Here is a 17,095-nt window from a genome sequence, read left to right as displayed (position 1 = left end):
TAAATAATTGGATATATCTGAACAATTAGCAAGAGTAATATCAACTCAAGCTAAAAAGTTGAAACTCTTTTATTGCAATCTCTTTGATTGCTAACAAAGGGGTTTATCCGAGAGTTAAGTTGAGGCCACCATGATAAACATCGCTAAAGCTAAATTAATGACCGCTCCAACCCCTATGGCAGGCTTAGCATTGGCGATTGCTAGCTTAGGTTGGTGCTGGGAGAATCTCGCCGATTTTCAGGGTTATGGTCAATGGGGCAGCGCTGCTATTGCGAGCCTATTATTACTGGTGTTAACGCTGAAGTTTTTATTGCTGTCTCATACCTTAAAGGCAGATTTAGCGCACCCTGTGGTTGGCAGTGTAGTACCGACCTTTGCCATGGCCACCATGGTAGTATCTAACTCAGTTGGGCATTTTTACCCTCAAGTCGGTGATGCTTTATGGTTATTTGCAGTAGGGCTTCATATCGTATTTTTGATTAGCTTTTTATATCACCGCGCTAAAGCATTTGAGCTACATCATATGGTGCCAAGTTGGTTTGTGCCGCCGGTGGGGATTATCGTGGCCGATGTGTCTTTTTCAGGTAACCCGCAATTGACATTAATCGTCCATATCGCCTTGGTATTTGGCATGCTTGCCTATGCCTTGATGCTGCCGGTGATGATTTATCGTTTGATATTTACCCATGAAGTGCCTGATGCGGCTAAACCGACCATGGCAATTTTAGCGGCGCCAGCAAGCTTATCACTAGCGGGTTATTTAACGGTAACGGCTACGCCATCACCCATTATCATTGCCTTACTATTTGGCATTGCAGTGCTGATGACCAGTATTATTTATTTAGCCTTCTTTAAGTTACTAACCCTCCCTTTTAGCCCTGGCTATGCCGCGTTTACTTTCCCTATGGTCATAGGCGCGACAGCATTATTTAAAATGATCAGCTGGATGCAAAGCATTAATATGGCTGAGCAATACATTCAGCAAGTGCGGATACTGGCTATTATAGAATTATCGATAGCCACCGTGGTAGTGGTGTATGTGGCCGCGTGCTATTTACACTTTTACCAACCCCGAAGGGCAAAATCCGCGCAAGTTTAGCGCGGCTTAATGGTTAATGTGTGCTCAATAGTTTGTGGCAATAATGGCGTAGCTTGATTATTAACATATTGCTGATAGCCACTACGATAATAAGGCGATAACGGGTGGCCAGATTGCCCACCAGGAATGCTCATGATGGCATCTTGCTCATTGCCCGGTTGTACAATAAATCGCTGTGAGGCGCCAAATGAGGCACCTTGCACCGCTGGCATAAAGCTGTCGCCATAACCTTGTGCAGCAGGCATATCTAACCAATGGCTCAGTAAGGGCATCTGTTTTGAAAATGGGTGCTTAATGTCGAGCTTATTTACCTCACCCCAGCGTAAATCAGCTAGCTGATTATCTTGACTGTGCTGTTTAAGTAAGGCGGTTTTAGCCTGTTTGTAGGCGCTGATGGCAAATTCATCCCAACTTTGGAATTGCTTAGGTAGCCAGCTTTTAGGCTGCTGATTGATCAGTTGCCACATAGGCGTTTCTAAATAGCGCTTAATCACAGCTAAGCTGCTGCCTTGGCTTGTTAGATTAGTTTCAATCGGCGCAAAGCTTTGATCTATCATGGCGGCGCGAAAATGTTTTACTAAGCTATAGCCCACCGAGTCTGCACAGGCACAATCGCCCCATTGATTGATGAACTTAACATCTTCAGCGAACCGTTTGGGTTGTTGGCTTAGCAGATTAAGTAGGTATTGCTGCCAAGGCTGTAAAAATCGTGCTTGATTATCTAGCTGCAAATTAAAAAAATCAGTTTCAGTAAATTGCTCTTGCTCATGTAATCTGTCCCGAATTTGCGTAGCGCGGGCCCCAAGAGCATAGCCGCCATCACCGAATTGGGCTAAATCGTGGGTGGAGAGCACCCGTGAATTAGCGGTCCAAATACGATGGCTGAGTGGGTTAATGACACTTGGGACATTGGGTTGGGGTTGCTGCCAAGCTTGGGTTTGCACTTCAGTTGCTGTTTGAGCGACATTGGCAGGATTACTACGACTTGGTAGCGCGCCAGCTATCTTCCAGCCCGCGTTGCCTTGGCTGTCTGCTAACAACATATTTTGTGCTGGAATACCGATACTGCTGGCTAATGCCATGGCTTGATCGACTGTGGTTGTTTGCTCTAGTTCAATTAAGCCCATATTAACCGCATAGTCTTGATGGGCGACCCATGATAGTGCGTAGTTTTTATCATTAACGGTTTTTACCGGGCCATATTCACTGACTTGTACTGTATGCATCACTTCTGAGCTGGGCAGTTTAATCGGCTCATATTCAAGCGCTATTTCAGTGTTGGCGTCAATTTCAACCCAGTCAGCGGTGTCCACATAACTGTTGGTAAATCCCCAAGCGAGCTTGCCATTAGAGCCCACAACAATGGCTGGCGCGCCGGGTAATGAGACGCCAGTTATTTGCGCCGATGGATTGGTATTATTTGGGACATTATTGGTTTTAGCATCGCTAATGCTGGGGTAATTTAATTGCGCTCGATACCAGATAATAGGTACGGCAAACGATAAGTGCATATCATCAGATAACATTGCCCGGCCAGACTTGGTAAGCTCTCCGGTCACTGCCCAGTTATTGCTGCCGACCTCTAATGGGGCGGTGATTGTGCTGCTGTTTGCTTGAGCCAAAAGCTGGGGCTCAAGTGTTGGGATATCGCCGTCAAAGTAGGGGATTTGGCTATCATCAAGAGCTGCCTGATGGTGGCTTGTTTGGGTTAAAAATGCCAGCATATCGGGGCCAAAGGTCTGTTTTATTTGGGTTAAGGCCATATCTCGCTTAATGGTATTGCCTTGTAAATCAAGATACATACTAAATATGACCAATAAGCTGTCGGTTTCATGCCATGGTTGAGGACTTGATTGGGTGAGTAGGTATTCAAATGAGGACAGAGTTTGCGCCTTCAGTGCGGCATTTACCCCTTTAGTGTAAACCCTAAGGGTTTGCTTTTCTTTTGTGGTTAAGCCATCAAATATCATTTGTGCCCGTTTGCGTAGCTGATGAAAGCGGCGGTTTTTATCACGCTCAAGTGCCTTTTCACCAAATATTTCAGCTAGTTCACCTGCGGCATTGCGTCGTAATAAGTCCATTTGAAAAAAGCGGTCTTGGCTGTGGGCATAGCCAAGGGCATAGCCAAGGGCATAAGAGGCATCAAGGCGGTTGCTGGCGCTGATAATCGCCGTGCCGAGTTCATCACGTTCAATGGTGACAGGCGCTGTTATATCTTGGCTATTAAAGCTTGTATTTAAGCTGGGCATACTTAGGCGCAATACACTATAAATGGCTAATAACACCAGCATGAACAGTACGACTAGGCTGGTGAGCGTGTATTTGGTGACGTTAGATTGCAGCACCTTGGTAAAGCTAATAGACATGGTTATGACCCTAAAGAATATTCGAGTCTATGATAACCAAGGTTACTAGTTTGTTAACAGCATTTTGTTGCTTATAGCAAAATAACTTAACGTTATAAAATAGCGTTTATAAATTAGGGTTAGTTAATCATTGCTGATTAATTTTGGCTTTAAATTTAGCGCGAGTTTCTTGATTGGCTTTACTGTACCAATAATCGAGCATTTCAGTGATTTCTGCCTGATCTTGAGCAATTGTCTTAGGTGTCATCACTGTCGGAGCTAATGCTGGCGCAGCCGCGACAGTGGCAGGTGCTGCTGTGGTCGTTGACGCAGGAGTTATCGTTGCTGTCGAGGTTATTGTTGGTGCAGCAGTTAACGCTGGCTTAGTCGCGAGATTGGCGTTGTCGACACTTAGCGGCGTAAAGCTCATGGCGGCAGGTTTATTGCTAAGGTTGTACTGGCTGAGCTCAAGCTCAAAATCGCGGCCTAATTGCAGCCCATCTTTTAGGAGTAAATCTTGTATAAACTCCACAGGTAGACCTTGGCTATTGGTAAGGGTTAATTGGGGCGATTTATTAAAGCTATTGGCGGCATTTCGATTGCGTATGCTTGGCAGTTTAAGGCGATAGGTATCATTACTGGCGCTAAACTTTACGATCACCGCTTCAGATTTAAATTGCGTTTGCATGCCGCTATCACGGTAATTAACCTGATAGCGAAATAGCAGCTGATTGTCACCTTCAACCAAAGTCACTTCATCAGTATCCAATTGTTGGCCATTCAATAGCAATACATCAACACTACTAGGAATATCTAATACACTAGCGGCAAAGCTTGCAGGGCTGGTGATGACGATGAGGAGTCCGATGATAAGTGGATGTAATTTCATGGTGTTCTCATTATGGCTAGAAGTGGGTATGGTCACTATTGGCATTGAATGATGCTGAGCGAGCAGTGACTATTTGTTCAAAACAATGCTTAATCGTTCCATTAAGTTATAGCAAAGCTCGCCTGAGTTACAACTTAGGCATAACTAACTTTTAGGAATTTGATAATCAAAAAACTTGCGATGTTCAGGGCCTGCTAAGTTGGTGTTCACTTTATTAGGGTGCTTATATTCGCCCCAGCTTGCCACATGGGTGCCAACATTAAGCTGTGGAAACTCAGCAGTGGGGCTGTCATGTATACCAATGAAGTTGAGTAAAGTTTGCAGGCTATTGTTATCGCTAAGTTTGATCGATAGAAAGTCATCTCGATGCTTAAAGTAATGGTAAACAGCTTGTTGATGCGCAAGGTAGCAAGCTTTTAAACGCGCTTCATCTAGCAGATTATCAGCGTCTAACGGGCCAAAAGTTTGTTTGAAACAGCGCTTAAGGATCGGATGGAAGGTGCCGGTTTTATCGGCAAGGTTTGGCCTCATTTTTGTGAGCAGCATTTGTATTGATGCAACCCAAGTGTCGATAGGTCGGTCGATGTAGACAAATTTGGCATCGGGAAATAACTGATCTAACTGTGGGTAATCACAAAAACAGGGCACATCTGAAACCACATCGGCCACTTCAAAAGCGCGTTTGGTTAAACCGATATGGGCGACTTTTAATCCCTGTTCAAGTAAGGCAGCACTCACGCTGGTGGTGCCAGTTCTGGGCAAACCAATGATAAACACTTTGGACATGATTGCTCTCGATTAATACTCAAGAAACAATGATGTTAGGCTTGGGTATGGTGAGTTAAATGTGCGCCGAAAACGCAATAAACTAAGGTGGCTCCTTAGGTGCGGTACAAAATTTTTATCACATGCCAACCGAACTTGGTTTTAACTAAATGGGGGGTAATAAGCTCACCAGTAAAACAGACTCTATCGAATTGTGGCACCATTTGACCTTTTTTAAATTCACCTAAGTTACCGCCACTTTTTCCTGAAGGGCACGATGAATGTTTTCTTGCTAGCACATCAAATTTAGCGCCATTATCAAGTTGCTTGATTAAGTCTTCTGCTTGGGTTTTGTGTTTAACTAATATGTGCAGTGCTGCAGCGGTTCTGGCCATGGGGACTCTCCAATCAATAATGGCCAGATTATACCTTGTTTAATGGCAAAATTTGAATCGAATTTAATCGCCCGAGTTTGACTCTGATTTTTAGTTGAATTGATGGTATAACAGCTAGCTTAGTCCCTTTAAAACAGATGAGTGATACATGCCTCAACGACTCAGCAGCCCGTTAGTGGATCAGCCATTAGCCCGTAAGCAAGTGCAATTGTTTTACGTTTACGACCCTATGTGCAGTTGGTGCTGGGGATATCGCCCCACTTGGCTGGCATTAGCTGAGCAAATCAAGCTGCAGTTGCCTCAGGTGCAACTGACATACCTGTTAGGCGGCTTAGCCCCAGACTCCGATGTGCCAATGCCACTAGAAATGCAGCAATTTTTAGCTAACACCTGGCAAAAAATAGCGACGCAGCTAGGAACCCAATTTAATTTTGATTTTTGGCGTCAATGCAAGCCAAGGCGTTCGACTTATCCCGCCTGTCGGGCTTGCCTTGTGGCAAGGCACTATGGTTTAGAGCAGCAAATGCTGTTTGCCATTCAACAAGGCTATTATTTGCAGGCGCAAAACCCCTCAGATGACAGCACACTCATTGCATTCGCAAGCCAACTGGGTATTGATGAAGCAGACTTTAGGGCGAAATTAACCTCCAGTGCCACGCAGCAGCAATTACTGTCTGAGCTTAATGTTGCTCAGTCTTTACCTATTGAGGGTTTTCCGTCACTGGTATTGGCGATTGATCAGCAAAGCTATTGTGTTCCATTGGATTATAAAGACGTTAATGTCAGTCTAAAAGCGATTAACAAGCTGTTAGCTGAGTAACTATCAGTTATTTTTGGTTAATGACAGGCACAAAAAAACCAGTTGCAAGGCAACTGGTTTTTATTGCTCTTTATAGAGCGCTTACACTTGATTAACTAGTTTGACCAAATCTGGATTATGGACAATCTACATCAAGGTTAAGGAGCTTATTTTACTGTGTGGCAATCAGCACATTCAGTAATAGTAAGATCTGGTGTATGTAGATCAGTATCTAACTCGTGAGCGTCAGTTAGGCTGTGACAATCATTACAAGTTTCGATGTTTGCTTCCATTTCAGCATGCTCTTCAACATTGATAGCATTGTGACAATCAACACAATCAACAGCAAAAGCAGAACCTGCAAACATAAGTGCAGCAATCATAGATAAATATTTCATAGTAACTCCATCATCAGTTAAGGGGCTTAATCGCCCATGCTAAGAACCTAAGTTGGCCTTAACAAACTGCGCATACTCAATGAACCAATATCTTAATGAAAATAAATCCGTTACTTTAAAACTAAGAACACTGAAAATTGGATAGCACATTTTTTAAATTAGTCTTTGTAATACAGCCTAAACTGCCTTACTCGAAGACTATCTTATCGATTTATGTTAATTGAAACTTAAAATTGCCCTTAAAGCTACAGTTTTGCATTTTCTAGCTTAGTTAATTCTCAAGGTTGTGATCTGCTTAATAAAATTCTAGAAAATTAAAATGTGTTAACCCTATCCGAGTTCAGAATTAACAGGGGGAATTTTTTGGAGAAAGCGGCTTAATCATTTAGGCGCGACAGATCTTAATCCATTTATCTGGTAGTGGATTAAGTAATGGCTGGAGCTGCGAAACATCGTGATAAAGCCAGTTGTTAATCTCGGTAGACGGAATAAACAATGGCATGCGGTGGTGATACTGAGCGCATTTATCATTAGGGTTAATGGTAAGTGTAACCAGTTGATTTTCTTCAGGGTACAGTATGCCAGCCATAAACAATGGCTTATTAGCTGCGTGACTGAAACGATACTTTTGTTTTTTAGTCTGGCGTTCATCGCGCCACTCAAACCAAGCACTACAAGGGATGATACAGCGCTGCTGTTTAAAGGCATTGGCAAAGGTTGCTTTGTCGGCCGCGGTTTCTCCTTGGGCATTAATAATGATTTTTTTAGACCAATTAGGTTTTATCCCCCAAAGGCTATTTATGACAGTTAAAGGCGGAATATTTGCCGAGTGACTTATTGTTGCAATTGCAGTGCTACTAGGGTCTGCGGCATTTATTGATGGGGTTGTTTCAGGGCAAGTACGAGTGATGCAGGTAACAGTATCTGTTGGGCGTAAATCAAGGTTTGTTTGTATCGACAGTGGCATATCAAACAAGTCATCAAGTGTTTGCTTCATGCCATCAAATAGCATTTCAATTCTGCCACACATCATTTCGGCCCCTTTTTATTTACATTCACTTAAAGTAGCATTTTTTCCCATGAGTTTGACTAATGATTTGTGTCGAGTAGCTTTGAAATTTGCTTAAATAGCATTCTCGACTTTAAAAATTCAAACGAGCGTATAAATTTTTTAAAAATTTTTTGCTTCAGCGCACACGTGTAAGTTTATGAAATGCTGGTATTATTTTTTAAATGTTACTTTGTTGTTGTAATTATTGGGTTTATTTTTAATTAGAATGTTTGATCTAATTTAATTTTTGTGACGTAATGCACACTATTAGTCTGGTCTGATGAGTGTAAAACTATGAGCTTAAGAACAACATTTAAAAAAGTATTGCCAAGTATTTCGACGACAGAACAAGAAGCGTTAGATGCCGGAGATGTTTGGTTAGAAGGGTCTATTTATCAGGGCATTCCTGATTTTGCCGCCTTACGTGACATTCCTGGGGCAACGCTGTCAGCTGATGAGCAAGCTTTCCTCGATGGCCCGGTGCAAACATTAATCGAAATGGTTGATGATTTTGAGATTCAAAATGGTAAACACTTACCAGACAATATTCTTACTTACTTAAAAGAGAACAAATTCTTCTCTTTAATTATTCCTAAGTCTTACGGTGGACTTGAGTTTAGCCCTTATGCTAACTCAACTATCGTAGCGACCATTGCTGCTAAAAGTTCTGCGGTTGCTGTTACGGTCATGGTGCCTAACTCTTTAGGTCCTGGCGAGTTATTAATGCACTACGGTTTAGATAGCCAACGTGACTTTTGGTTGCCTCGTTTAGCTAACGGCCAAGAAATTCCATGTTTTGCGTTAACAAGCCCTGAAGCGGGTTCTGATGCTGGTGGTATTCCTGATATTGGTACCGTCACCATGGGTGAGTATCAAGGCGAGCAAGTACTGGGTTTATCAGTAACTTGGGATAAGCGTTATATCACCTTAGCGCCAATCGCTACGGTACTCGGTTTAGCGTTTAAAGTTGAAGATCCACAAGGTTTATTAGGTGGCAAAGAACAGCTTGGTATTACTTGTGCGCTTATTCCTAAGGCGCACCCTGGTGTGCAATTAGGTAACCGTCATGATCCTATGGGCTGTCGTTTTTATAACGGTACTACCCGTGGTGAGAATGTGTTTATTCCAATGGACTTTATTATTGGTGGTCAAAGCAACATAGGTCGCGGCTGGCAAATGCTGGTTAGCTGTTTAGGCGCAGGTCGGGGTATTTCTCTGCCGGCTTTAGGTGTTTCAGTTAGCCAATGTTCATTTAAGTCTTCTGCTGAATATGCCGCTGTGCGTGAACAGTTTGGTTTATCAATTGGTAAGTTTGAAGGTATTCAAGAAAAGCTTGCAGATATTGCCGGTAAAACTTACTTGCAAGAGGCGATGCGAGTGCTAACCACTGAAGGATTAGGTTTAGGCTTAAAACCTTCTGTAGTAACAGCTATTGCTAAGTATCACATGACAGAGCTTGGACGTGATGTTCTTGATTCTGCTATGGATATTCAAGCTGGTAAAGCGATTCAACGTGGACCACAAAATACCTTAGCATCAGGTTATGTGGCGCAACCTATTGCAATTACCGTTGAAGGTGCCAACATTCTAACCCGTAACTTGATGATTTTTGGTCAAGGGGTGATGCGTTGTCATCCTCACTTACAAAGTATGGTTGAATCAATTCATAGTGATGCAAGTGATGCTGATAAAACCTTTAACCGTATTTTCAGACAAACCGTAGGTTACAGTGTTGGTAATAGTTTACGCGCATTCAAATTAGGCGTATTGCCATTTACTGCTCCTGCTTCATCTGCATTGCCTGAAGTTATTGGTTACGAAAAATCAGTACACAAGCTTGCATCTAAACTGGCTGTTTATGCTGACTTCTCGTTGCTTGTATTAGGCGGCAAGCTTAAACAGGCTGAAATGATCTCAGCACGTCTAGGTGATGTAATGAGTTACCTTTATGCGGCGATGGCATCGATTCGTTTTTACGAGCAAAAAGTGTCAGCAGATGAGCGCACGCAAGCTAAGCCATACTTTGATTACGCGACTCGTTGGGCGCTATGTAAAGCTGAAGAAGCACTACTAGGCTTCCTAGAGAACTTCCCATCTAAGCCGACTCGCCAGTTCATGCGTTTAATCACCATGACTTACTCAGCTAAAATGCCAAAAGTGAATGATGATTTGGTCAGAGAGCTTGCCCATCAAGCCCAGCTTGATACCACATTTAAAAAGCAGTTAACTCATTTAATTAAGCCTGTTGCTGGTGATGGTAACTACATTAATGAGCAAGCTTACTTAGCTAAAATGGCATGTTTACCTATGCTAGCTAAAGTGAAAAAGGCCCTTAAACAGCGTGTATTTAAAGCTGGGGTTCGTTTCTCGTTAACACTGGATGCCGCGCTTGAAGCTAAGGTTATTACAGCCGATGAGCATAAGCAGCTGCAAGATTACAACTTAAAGCGTGAACGTGCGATCCGAGTTGATGAGTTTGATTTTGATATGAACATAATTACCGATAAAGCGGATTTAAAAATCGCTAACTAATATCGCTAAAATCAGCCTTGTTTAGGATGTTAAAAGCCGCTTTTAAGCGGCTTTTTTGCGTTTAGGGCTTATGTTGGCAAGATTAATGTTTGATTAATTGTCGATTAAATTGTAACCGGCTCACAATTTTGTATTAAAGCTGTATTTTAAGCGCGTCTTAATCATCAAAGTTTGATCTTAGTTCGTTTTTTGCTCAGCGCTAGGGCGTATAAATTAATGATGGTCACTAACTTTGTGGAGGAATAATGACTCGTGCTTATAACAGCAAATTGGCGTTAATACTCAAGGTGACTTTTATTTGCTTGCTGCCCAGTGTTGGTCATGGTGCTGAGGCCATTGTGGGCGGCGTTGTGGGTTATGCCGATTATAGCGCTTCTTCTGTGGGGCTTTCTGATACTCAAGAAAGTGGCATTAATTATCAATATAGAACAGCGATAACGTTAAACCCAAGTAACCGTTTATACGGTGCTTATTCCTATAACTCTGATGATATGAATCAACATGAAGGGATTTTAGTGTCCTATGACAAACTATTTTCTATTGACGATGCACATCATATCAATTGGTTTATTGGGGCATCGGCGGGATTAAGTGGTAACCAAATTCAACTCACCAATTTAGATAGCAGTTATCAAGACAGCAGTAGCAGTTACGTTTTTGGTGGTCAAACAGGGCTATTGTTTGATTTAGGCCATGACTTTAGTTCTGAACTTGGTTTTCGCTATTTAAAACATAACTTCAGTTCCAGTGCTGGTAACGACAACAGTTTGTCATTGTCCCTAAATGATAGCGAGCAAGTGTATTTTGGCATTGATTTTCGTTTCTAGTCCTAGGGAAAATTTACGCTTGAAAAAGTTGGATAGAAAAAAGCCCGCTCAATACTCAATTGTTCGGGCTTTTTTATGTGGTGAAATCAACTTAGCAAGGTATTAGCTATTACTTTATCATTAAATAACGGGATTAATTTGCTGCTGAAGATGTGAATAGCTTGTAAACACGCCTGTGGTTAGGCATGTTAATACTCAGGAAATTAACTCATAAGAAGCAGGGAATTATGACAAGGTTTAATTCAAGACTCACAAATGCGCTTTCTAACAAAAAGCCTTATCAAAAAGCCTATAAACTGGGATTGCTGGTGAGTTTATGCAGCACACCATTTGCGCTTCAAGCAGCAGACTTTACCGTTATCCATGCCGGGGAGTTACTTGCTGTTGCAGGTGAAAAGCCGACAACTAAGCAATCGATAGTGATTAAAGATGGTCAAATCAGCGCCATCAACAGTGGCTATATTGAGCTTCCATCCAGCCAAATAACTGAAGCAGATACCCTTGAATATATTGACCTCAAAGACAGCTTTGTCATGGCGGGTTTAATGGATATGCACGTGCATTTACAAGGGGAGTTAGGGCCCAATAATGACAGCGAAGCATTACGCATGTCAGATGCCGATGTGGCAATGAAAAGTGCTTATTTTGCAAATAAAACACTGTTAGCTGGTTTTACCACAGTAAGAGATTTAGGCGCCAAGCCTGAGCAGATTTATGCGCTTCGTGATGCGGTTAACAAAGGCTGGTTGGCAGGCCCTCGAATTATTGCTTCAGGCGGCGTCTCTGTCACTGGCGGGCATGGTGATGTGGATGGTAAGAGCCCTGATCTGCTGGATATGTTGACCTCTAAAACCATTTGTGATGGTCCCTTTGATTGCCGCCGTGCCACGCGCCGAGCGATAAAATATGGCGCTGATGTGATTAAGATTACCTCTACAGGCGGCGTGTTGTCAGATACCAATACCGGCACAGGCCAGCAGATGGCCAATGACGAGTTAAAAGAAGTCATTGATGCAGCGCATGCATTAGGGCGTAAAGTCGCCAGCCATGCCCATGCGGCTGAAGGGATTAATGCGGCTCTGAGAGCAGGTGTTGATAGCATTGAACATGGCAGTTACGCCAATAAAGAATCGATTAAGCTATTTAAAAAGTCAGGGGCTTACTTAGTGCCAACTCTGTTAGCGGGTGACACTGTGGTTCAAATGGCTAAAAGTGATGGCAACTTTATGTCTGAAGCAATTAAAGCCAAAGCGATTAGGGTCGGTCATGATATGCAAAACAACTTTGGTAATGCCTATAAAGCGGGGGTTAACATTGCTTTTGGTACAGATAGCGGCGTATCACGCCACGGCGATAACGCTAAGGAGGCTGTGCTGATGAGTCAGGCGGGGATGAGCAATCAAGATATCTTAGTCAGTGCGACCATTAACGCTGCTGACCTTATTGATATGAGCGATACTCTAGGCACGCTAGCACAAGGTAAGCATGCTGACATTATTGCAATGAAAGCGAGCCCCCTTGAAAGTATTGATGCCTTACTTGATATTCATTTTGTCATGAAATCAGGTAAAGTACATAAGCAATAACCTTGGCTAATCATTATCACCAAGGCTCCCGAAGGAGCCTTTTTAATGGATGGTTAATTTAGTCAACCCAATGCAGTACATCACGAATAATCGACCATCGCGGCACTGGTGTGGTTGCGCCTTTTCCTAGCATCCAATAATCATAAAATTGTTGCTGGTGGCCATCGACTCGGCGCAGTTTTTGCCAGTTATTAATGTAGTTTAATAGTGACTGATTAGTTTGTGCGACAGCATAAGCCACAGGGTAGCGATTTTTACCTTCTAAAATGGCAATGCCGTAGCCTGGGAAGAATAATGTCCAAGCTGAACCTGCTTCAGCGCTGATCACCACCGCATCGTATTTGGGCGCTTTTTGCCTAAAGAAATCTTTATAACCGTCAATTTTAACAAAATTAATATGAGGCAGTTTTTTCTTGGCATCGGCAATTTTATCATCATGTTCAACATAGGCGATGGTGGTATTTTCCATTTCGAGAATGGACTCATCAGTTTTGAAGCTATTAACCCGATGATCTTGAGTGGCAATGGCGATGTTAAGCTCTAGCACTGGTTCGCCATAACTAAGCCTGTCCATTTGTTTGATATCCATTGACAGCCCCGACATGGCGACATCAAAATAGCCAGCCTGTAATGACGCTGCGAGCTTATCTTTTTTGAACGGGATAAACTCTACCTCGACTTTCAAGTCCTCCGCCAACTTAGTGGCCATTGCAATATCAAAGCCCACTAACTGGCCGGCATTATTGTAGTAACTAAAAGGCACATTACTGGGAATGTAACCGACTCTTAGTAAGCCACGTTGGCGAATGGAATGGACGCTGGCGATTGCTTGAGTGGGCGTTTTACCGATTTCAGGGTATTGGCGAGTCACTTTCGTGGGCACTTTGTCAGCCACTTTCATGTTGGCGATCACCTCACTGGTGATATCAGGGCTATGTATAAATAATCCCATACCTATGCGGCAAACAACAATGGTGACCGCGGTACTGGCTAAAAGCCCAACCGACATTTTAATTAATTGCGGCGGACGAATTTTCAGTGTCCCTTGGAATAAGCACACGGTTAATAGGGTGAGGGCGAATAGGTTCATTACTGCGGCAATAGAGTTGAACTTGCCTGTGATAAAGCCTGACATGACAAATAGTTGGAATAAGTCTGAAGGTAGTTGCACTAAGTCCAACATAAAAGGAATGGCGACATACACACTACCAAATAAAGATAATAAGCCACTAACAGACAATGATGGCATAGCGCTGATATCAACAGGGGTGCCATTAAACCAGCCAGCAAAGTAGACAAACAAGATAACGGTTAATTTACCGATATTGGGGAAGGTAAATGCAATAGGCACCAAAATCTCAATCAGGGTGACGCCATCTTCAGTTAAGTTATTATGCTCACGCATAATTTGCTTACACTCAGCAATAATTACCGGAATAACAATAAAGATATTACCTGTGGCAAAGGCGGTAACTAAACTGGCTTTACTTATGTTAACCGTCTGCCTATAAGTGATTGGCGTTAATGACGAAACTATCCAAGGTAGCACTGCAAATGTGAGCAATAAGCACAAAGCAAAGTAACTAATAAGGTAAACCTGCATACTGGCAAATTCATCAACTCCCATAGTGCCAGCCGCCGATGCTGACATGGCAAAAATACCAATAGGCAACACTTTAACCAAGCCTTGGGTGATCCGAGAAAAGGCTTCTGTGATGGTATGCATGAAGGTTAACACCAGCTTTTTATTGTCGCCCTCCATACTAATTAACGCGAGACCCAAGGCAATACTGAATACCACCATGGCAGGAACATAGCCTTCCGCCATCGACTCAAACGGGTTTGAAGGAATATAGAGCTTAAAATAATTAATCGGCTGGGCAGGTTCGATAATACTGGTGCTGAAAAACGATGCTGATTCAATAAACGGAAAAGACAATGGCATTAACGCAGTGAGAACTAAACCGACTAACCACAGCAATAACATAATGGCGCCAGCGCGGCTAAAAATTAATATGGCCGTGCTTTTTTGCAGTTTGCCTATACCGCCAATAAGCGATACCACTATGTAAGGCAATACGGTCATTTGCATTAATAAAATAACGCCATTACCGATAGCGCTAAGCCAGCCTACGGACTCGCCAAAGAATATCCCCACAGCAAAGCCGACAAACATAGCCACTAGCATTTGGGTTGAACTGGTCATCGCAAGTAATTTTTTAAACACAGTTATGTTCCATTTATTATCTGGGCTTGAGGGTAAACTCACATTAACCGTTAGCAGGCTAATGTTTTGATAATGCTACAAAGTTGTTGCTCAAGTTTAATATTAACAGTGTTAGTTTGGATTAGGGATAATTTGTACAATAAATATCTTACTGAATTTATTTATATGCAGTGTTTTTGAAACGGCTAAAAAGCCACTGTAAATACAGTGGCTTTAAAGGGGAAGGGGGGGAGTTTCAATACAGATATTCAGAGGCTTAATGTGCCACTGGTATCATTAAAGCGGTTTTAATTTGCCTTTAGCGTCATTAATACACTGGTAACCTTTACCGCGCATGAAGTCAGCGAGTTCTGTTTCAATACGCTCAAAGCAAGCTTCACCTTCTTTTTCAAAACAGGTCGCGATTTGTACCGCATCAGCACCGGCGAGTAGGTATTCAAAGGCATCGATTCCGGTTTTTATCCCGCCAACGCCAATGATTTGTACGTCATCATCCAGCAGTTCACGAAAGGCGCGCACATTGGCTAAACCGACAGGTTTAATATAATCACCACACAAACCACCAAAGCCGCCTTTAGGCTTGATTATGGGTTGCTCAGTGTACGGGTCGATAACTAAAGTGTTGCCGATTGAGTTAATGCAGGTGATAAATTTTACTGGATATTTTTTGATGACATTGGCTGCTGCCACAAAATGTGACATATCAAAATAAGGCGCCAGTTTAATCCCAATTGGTTTATTGCCTAGCGCTGTTAGGGCAGCGAGTGCTTTGTCAGTTTGTTCAAAGTCATAGGCGACCTGCGCTTTACCGGGGATATTAGGGCAAGAGAAGTTAACTTCAATTAGGTCAACATCACTGTTTTGAAAGGCGCTGACCATTTCAATATTATCTTCAATGCTAAAGCCTGAAATGCTTACAACAACAGGTTTACCTAATGCTTTTAATTGAGGCACCATTGCTAAATAAGCTTTATAACCTAAATTGGGTAAGCCCATCGATTGAATCGAACCTAATGGTAAATCTTTATAGCGTGGCTCAGGATTGCCTTCGCGCGCTTCCATGGTACAAGATTTAGTGACCACAGCAGCCGAATGAGATTGGGCAATCGTGTGCAGTTCATCCCAAGTGGTGCACTTGGGGCCAGAGGCATTCATTAAGTAACTGTCTAAGCTAATACCAGCAATTTCAGTGGATAAATCGATGTTCATGAAGCGTCCTCTTGGTGGAATAAACAATAAAAAAGCATGTGTAAATTGCGAGGTAGTTTATGCAGCGGGACAATAGAGGTATTGATTAAAAACAATAAATATGACAAATGTGTGATTATTTTTTAAGAGTGTTAACTAGAGCGCATAAATGCTGCTGTTCTTTATGCGCTGTTCTTTATACCACCGAGTAAGGCGGCGATGAACTGTTGCTGTTAATCGCCACTTACGTTTATAGCTATTTTAATTTGTAAATGACCTCAACACGCTCCTCGACACTGACTTGACCGTATTGATAGCTTTCGGCCGTGTCACTTTGCATTGCCGCCATACGCATCATCACAGGTTGTACCGGCTGCTGAGTTAAGTAACGGATTTTCCAAACACCATCAAGCTCACGCTCAAACCCTTGGGCCAATGATTGGGCTTTTTGTTTGGCATCTTTAATAGCGGCTTGTCTTGCTTGTTCAATCGCTGCAGTTTCGTTTGATGATTTCAAACTGATATTTTGCACCTGATTAATGCCTTCTTCTAATGCGGAATCTAAAATGTCATTAAGCTTAGGCAACTGCTTGATGGTAACAATCACTTGTCTGTTAGCGCGGTAACCCACTAACTCTTTGGGTTGTTTCGAGGGGTAATGGTATTGCGGCTGAATGCTCAAATTAGCGCTAGATATCGCATTTTTATCGACTCCAGCATCCTTGAGTCGCTTGATGAATTTAGCGACGGCTTGATCAACAGCGACTTTAGCTTGCTTAGCATCATCTTTAGTTAGGCTGACTTGAACTGAAATTACCGCCATATCAGGGGCTATTTTTAAATGGCTCGTACCAACCGTTTCAATATGTGGAAAATTATAGTCAGCAGCAATAGCATTTTGAGACAGTGAACCAAATAGTAATCCTGTTGCTAGCAAACCATTCATTAAGGTTGTTTTTATAATGCGATGTGTTGATGTTGTCATGTCGTGCTC

Annotated in this window: 14 protein-coding genes; 5 read left to right on the top strand and 9 right to left on the bottom strand. The window is 42.5% G+C overall.

Annotated elements, in window-relative coordinates:
- Window positions 1–130 precede the first annotated feature (130 nt).
- Window positions 131–1,099 (top strand): TDT family transporter, encoded by a 969-nt coding sequence (locus BCU57_RS12400; RefSeq protein ID WP_102439033.1) that lies wholly within the window; start codon window positions 131–133, stop codon window positions 1,097–1,099.
- Here the strand turns inward: BCU57_RS12400 and BCU57_RS12395 are convergent.
- The 4 genes from BCU57_RS12395 to BCU57_RS12380 form a co-directional block, all read right to left on the bottom strand.
- Window positions 1,096–3,465: a penicillin acylase family protein gene (locus tag BCU57_RS12395; RefSeq protein WP_198589941.1), complete on the bottom strand. Its 2,370-nt coding sequence runs from the start codon at window positions 3,463–3,465 to the stop codon at window positions 1,096–1,098. The genes BCU57_RS12400 and BCU57_RS12395 overlap by 4 nt on opposite strands.
- Window positions 3,466–3,592: 127 nt before the next feature.
- The gene (locus BCU57_RS12390) at window positions 3,593–4,333 is read right to left on the bottom strand and encodes a DUF2057 domain-containing protein (protein ID WP_157936438.1); all 741 of its coding nucleotides are present in this window, start codon (window positions 4,331–4,333) and stop codon (window positions 3,593–3,595) included.
- Window positions 4,334–4,477: 144 nt separating this feature from the next.
- Complete coding sequence (locus tag BCU57_RS12385) at window positions 4,478–5,119, bottom strand: sulfotransferase family protein (protein ID WP_102439029.1); 642 nt, start codon at window positions 5,117–5,119, stop codon at window positions 4,478–4,480.
- Window positions 5,120–5,214: 95 nt separating this feature from the next.
- Window positions 5,215–5,493 carry a peptidylprolyl isomerase gene (locus BCU57_RS12380; protein ID WP_102439027.1) on the bottom strand — a complete coding sequence of 93 codons (279 nt, stop codon included), beginning with the start codon at window positions 5,491–5,493 and terminating at the stop codon, window positions 5,215–5,217.
- A 148-nt stretch (window positions 5,494–5,641) separates the two neighbouring features.
- On the opposite strand from BCU57_RS12380, the gene BCU57_RS12375 reads away from it, so the two are divergent.
- Window positions 5,642–6,313, top strand: coding sequence for a DsbA family protein (locus BCU57_RS12375; protein ID WP_102439025.1), 672 nt, complete (start codon window positions 5,642–5,644; stop codon window positions 6,311–6,313).
- A gap of 146 nt (window positions 6,314–6,459) precedes the next feature.
- Here the strand turns inward: BCU57_RS12375 and BCU57_RS12370 are convergent, their stop codons facing one another.
- Together BCU57_RS12370 and BCU57_RS12365 are read right to left on the bottom strand one after the other, a co-directional pair.
- Entirely contained in the window at window positions 6,460–6,690 is a 231-nt protein-coding gene (locus BCU57_RS12370; protein WP_102439023.1) for a cytochrome c3 family protein, read from the bottom strand.
- A 385-nt stretch (window positions 6,691–7,075) separates the two neighbouring features.
- A complete protein-coding gene (locus BCU57_RS12365) occupies window positions 7,076–7,723 on the bottom strand; it encodes an SOS response-associated peptidase family protein (RefSeq protein ID WP_102439021.1) in 648 nt (215 codons plus the stop codon).
- A 312-nt stretch (window positions 7,724–8,035) separates the two neighbouring features.
- On the opposite strand from BCU57_RS12365, the gene BCU57_RS12360 reads away from it, so the two are divergent.
- The 3 genes from BCU57_RS12360 (at window position 8,036) to BCU57_RS12350 (ending at window position 12,686) form a co-directional block, all read left to right on the top strand.
- Window positions 8,036–10,273, top strand: coding sequence for an acyl-CoA dehydrogenase (locus tag BCU57_RS12360; RefSeq protein ID WP_102439019.1), 2,238 nt, complete (start codon window positions 8,036–8,038; stop codon window positions 10,271–10,273).
- Window positions 10,274–10,518: 245 nt separating this feature from the next.
- Window positions 10,519–11,100, top strand: a complete 582-nt coding sequence (locus BCU57_RS12355) for a hypothetical protein (protein ID WP_102439017.1) — start codon at window positions 10,519–10,521, stop codon at window positions 11,098–11,100.
- Window positions 11,101–11,327: 227 nt separating this feature from the next.
- On the top strand, window positions 11,328–12,686 hold the full coding sequence (locus BCU57_RS12350) for a metal-dependent hydrolase family protein (RefSeq protein ID WP_102439015.1): 1,359 nt from the start codon (window positions 11,328–11,330) through the stop codon (window positions 12,684–12,686).
- 58 nt (window positions 12,687–12,744) lie between these two features.
- Here the strand turns inward: BCU57_RS12350 and BCU57_RS12345 are convergent, their stop codons facing one another.
- From BCU57_RS12345 to BCU57_RS12335, 3 genes are all read right to left on the bottom strand, one after another.
- A complete protein-coding gene (locus BCU57_RS12345) occupies window positions 12,745–14,913 on the bottom strand; it encodes a cation:dicarboxylate symporter family transporter (protein ID WP_102439013.1) in 2,169 nt (722 codons plus the stop codon).
- 276 nt (window positions 14,914–15,189) lie between these two features.
- Entirely contained in the window at window positions 15,190–16,122 is a 933-nt protein-coding gene (locus BCU57_RS12340) for a dihydroorotate oxidase (RefSeq protein ID WP_102439011.1), read from the bottom strand.
- 235 nt (window positions 16,123–16,357) lie between these two features.
- Window positions 16,358–17,062, bottom strand: coding sequence for an oxidative stress defense protein (locus tag BCU57_RS12335; protein WP_102439169.1), 705 nt, complete (start codon window positions 17,060–17,062; stop codon window positions 16,358–16,360).
- Window positions 17,063–17,095 lie beyond the last annotated feature (33 nt).

Source organism: Shewanella sp. 10N.286.48.B5, assembly GCF_002874355.2.
Classification (GTDB): Bacteria; Pseudomonadota; Gammaproteobacteria; order Enterobacterales; family Shewanellaceae; genus Shewanella.
Note: the sequence above shows the minus strand (reverse complement) of the source record. Positions and strands in the feature narration are given on the sequence as shown.

Excerpts from the sequence above, each read along its gene's own strand:
- BCU57_RS12390 (WP_157936438.1), bottom strand. The coding sequence starts at position 4,333 with ATGAAATTACATCCACTTATCATCGGACTCCTCATCGTCATCACCAGC.
- BCU57_RS12395 (WP_198589941.1), bottom strand. The coding sequence starts at position 3,465 with ATGTCTATTAGCTTTACCAAGGTGCTGCAATCTAACGTCACCAAATAC.
- BCU57_RS12350 (WP_102439015.1), top strand. The coding sequence starts at position 11,328 with ATGACAAGGTTTAATTCAAGACTCACAAATGCGCTTTCTAACAAAAAG.
- BCU57_RS12365 (WP_102439021.1), bottom strand. The coding sequence starts at position 7,723 with ATGATGTGTGGCAGAATTGAAATGCTATTTGATGGCATGAAGCAAACA.
- BCU57_RS12340 (WP_102439011.1), bottom strand. The coding sequence starts at position 16,122 with ATGAACATCGATTTATCCACTGAAATTGCTGGTATTAGCTTAGACAGT.
- BCU57_RS12355 (WP_102439017.1), top strand. The coding sequence starts at position 10,519 with ATGACTCGTGCTTATAACAGCAAATTGGCGTTAATACTCAAGGTGACT.
- BCU57_RS12370 (WP_102439023.1), bottom strand. The coding sequence starts at position 6,690 with ATGAAATATTTATCTATGATTGCTGCACTTATGTTTGCAGGTTCTGCT.
- BCU57_RS12400 (WP_102439033.1), top strand. The coding sequence starts at position 131 with ATGATAAACATCGCTAAAGCTAAATTAATGACCGCTCCAACCCCTATG.
- BCU57_RS12375 (WP_102439025.1), top strand. The coding sequence starts at position 5,642 with ATGCCTCAACGACTCAGCAGCCCGTTAGTGGATCAGCCATTAGCCCGT.
- BCU57_RS12385 (WP_102439029.1), bottom strand. The coding sequence starts at position 5,119 with ATGTCCAAAGTGTTTATCATTGGTTTGCCCAGAACTGGCACCACCAGC.
- BCU57_RS12380 (WP_102439027.1), bottom strand. The coding sequence starts at position 5,493 with ATGGCCAGAACCGCTGCAGCACTGCACATATTAGTTAAACACAAAACC.
- BCU57_RS12360 (WP_102439019.1), top strand. The coding sequence starts at position 8,036 with ATGAGCTTAAGAACAACATTTAAAAAAGTATTGCCAAGTATTTCGACG.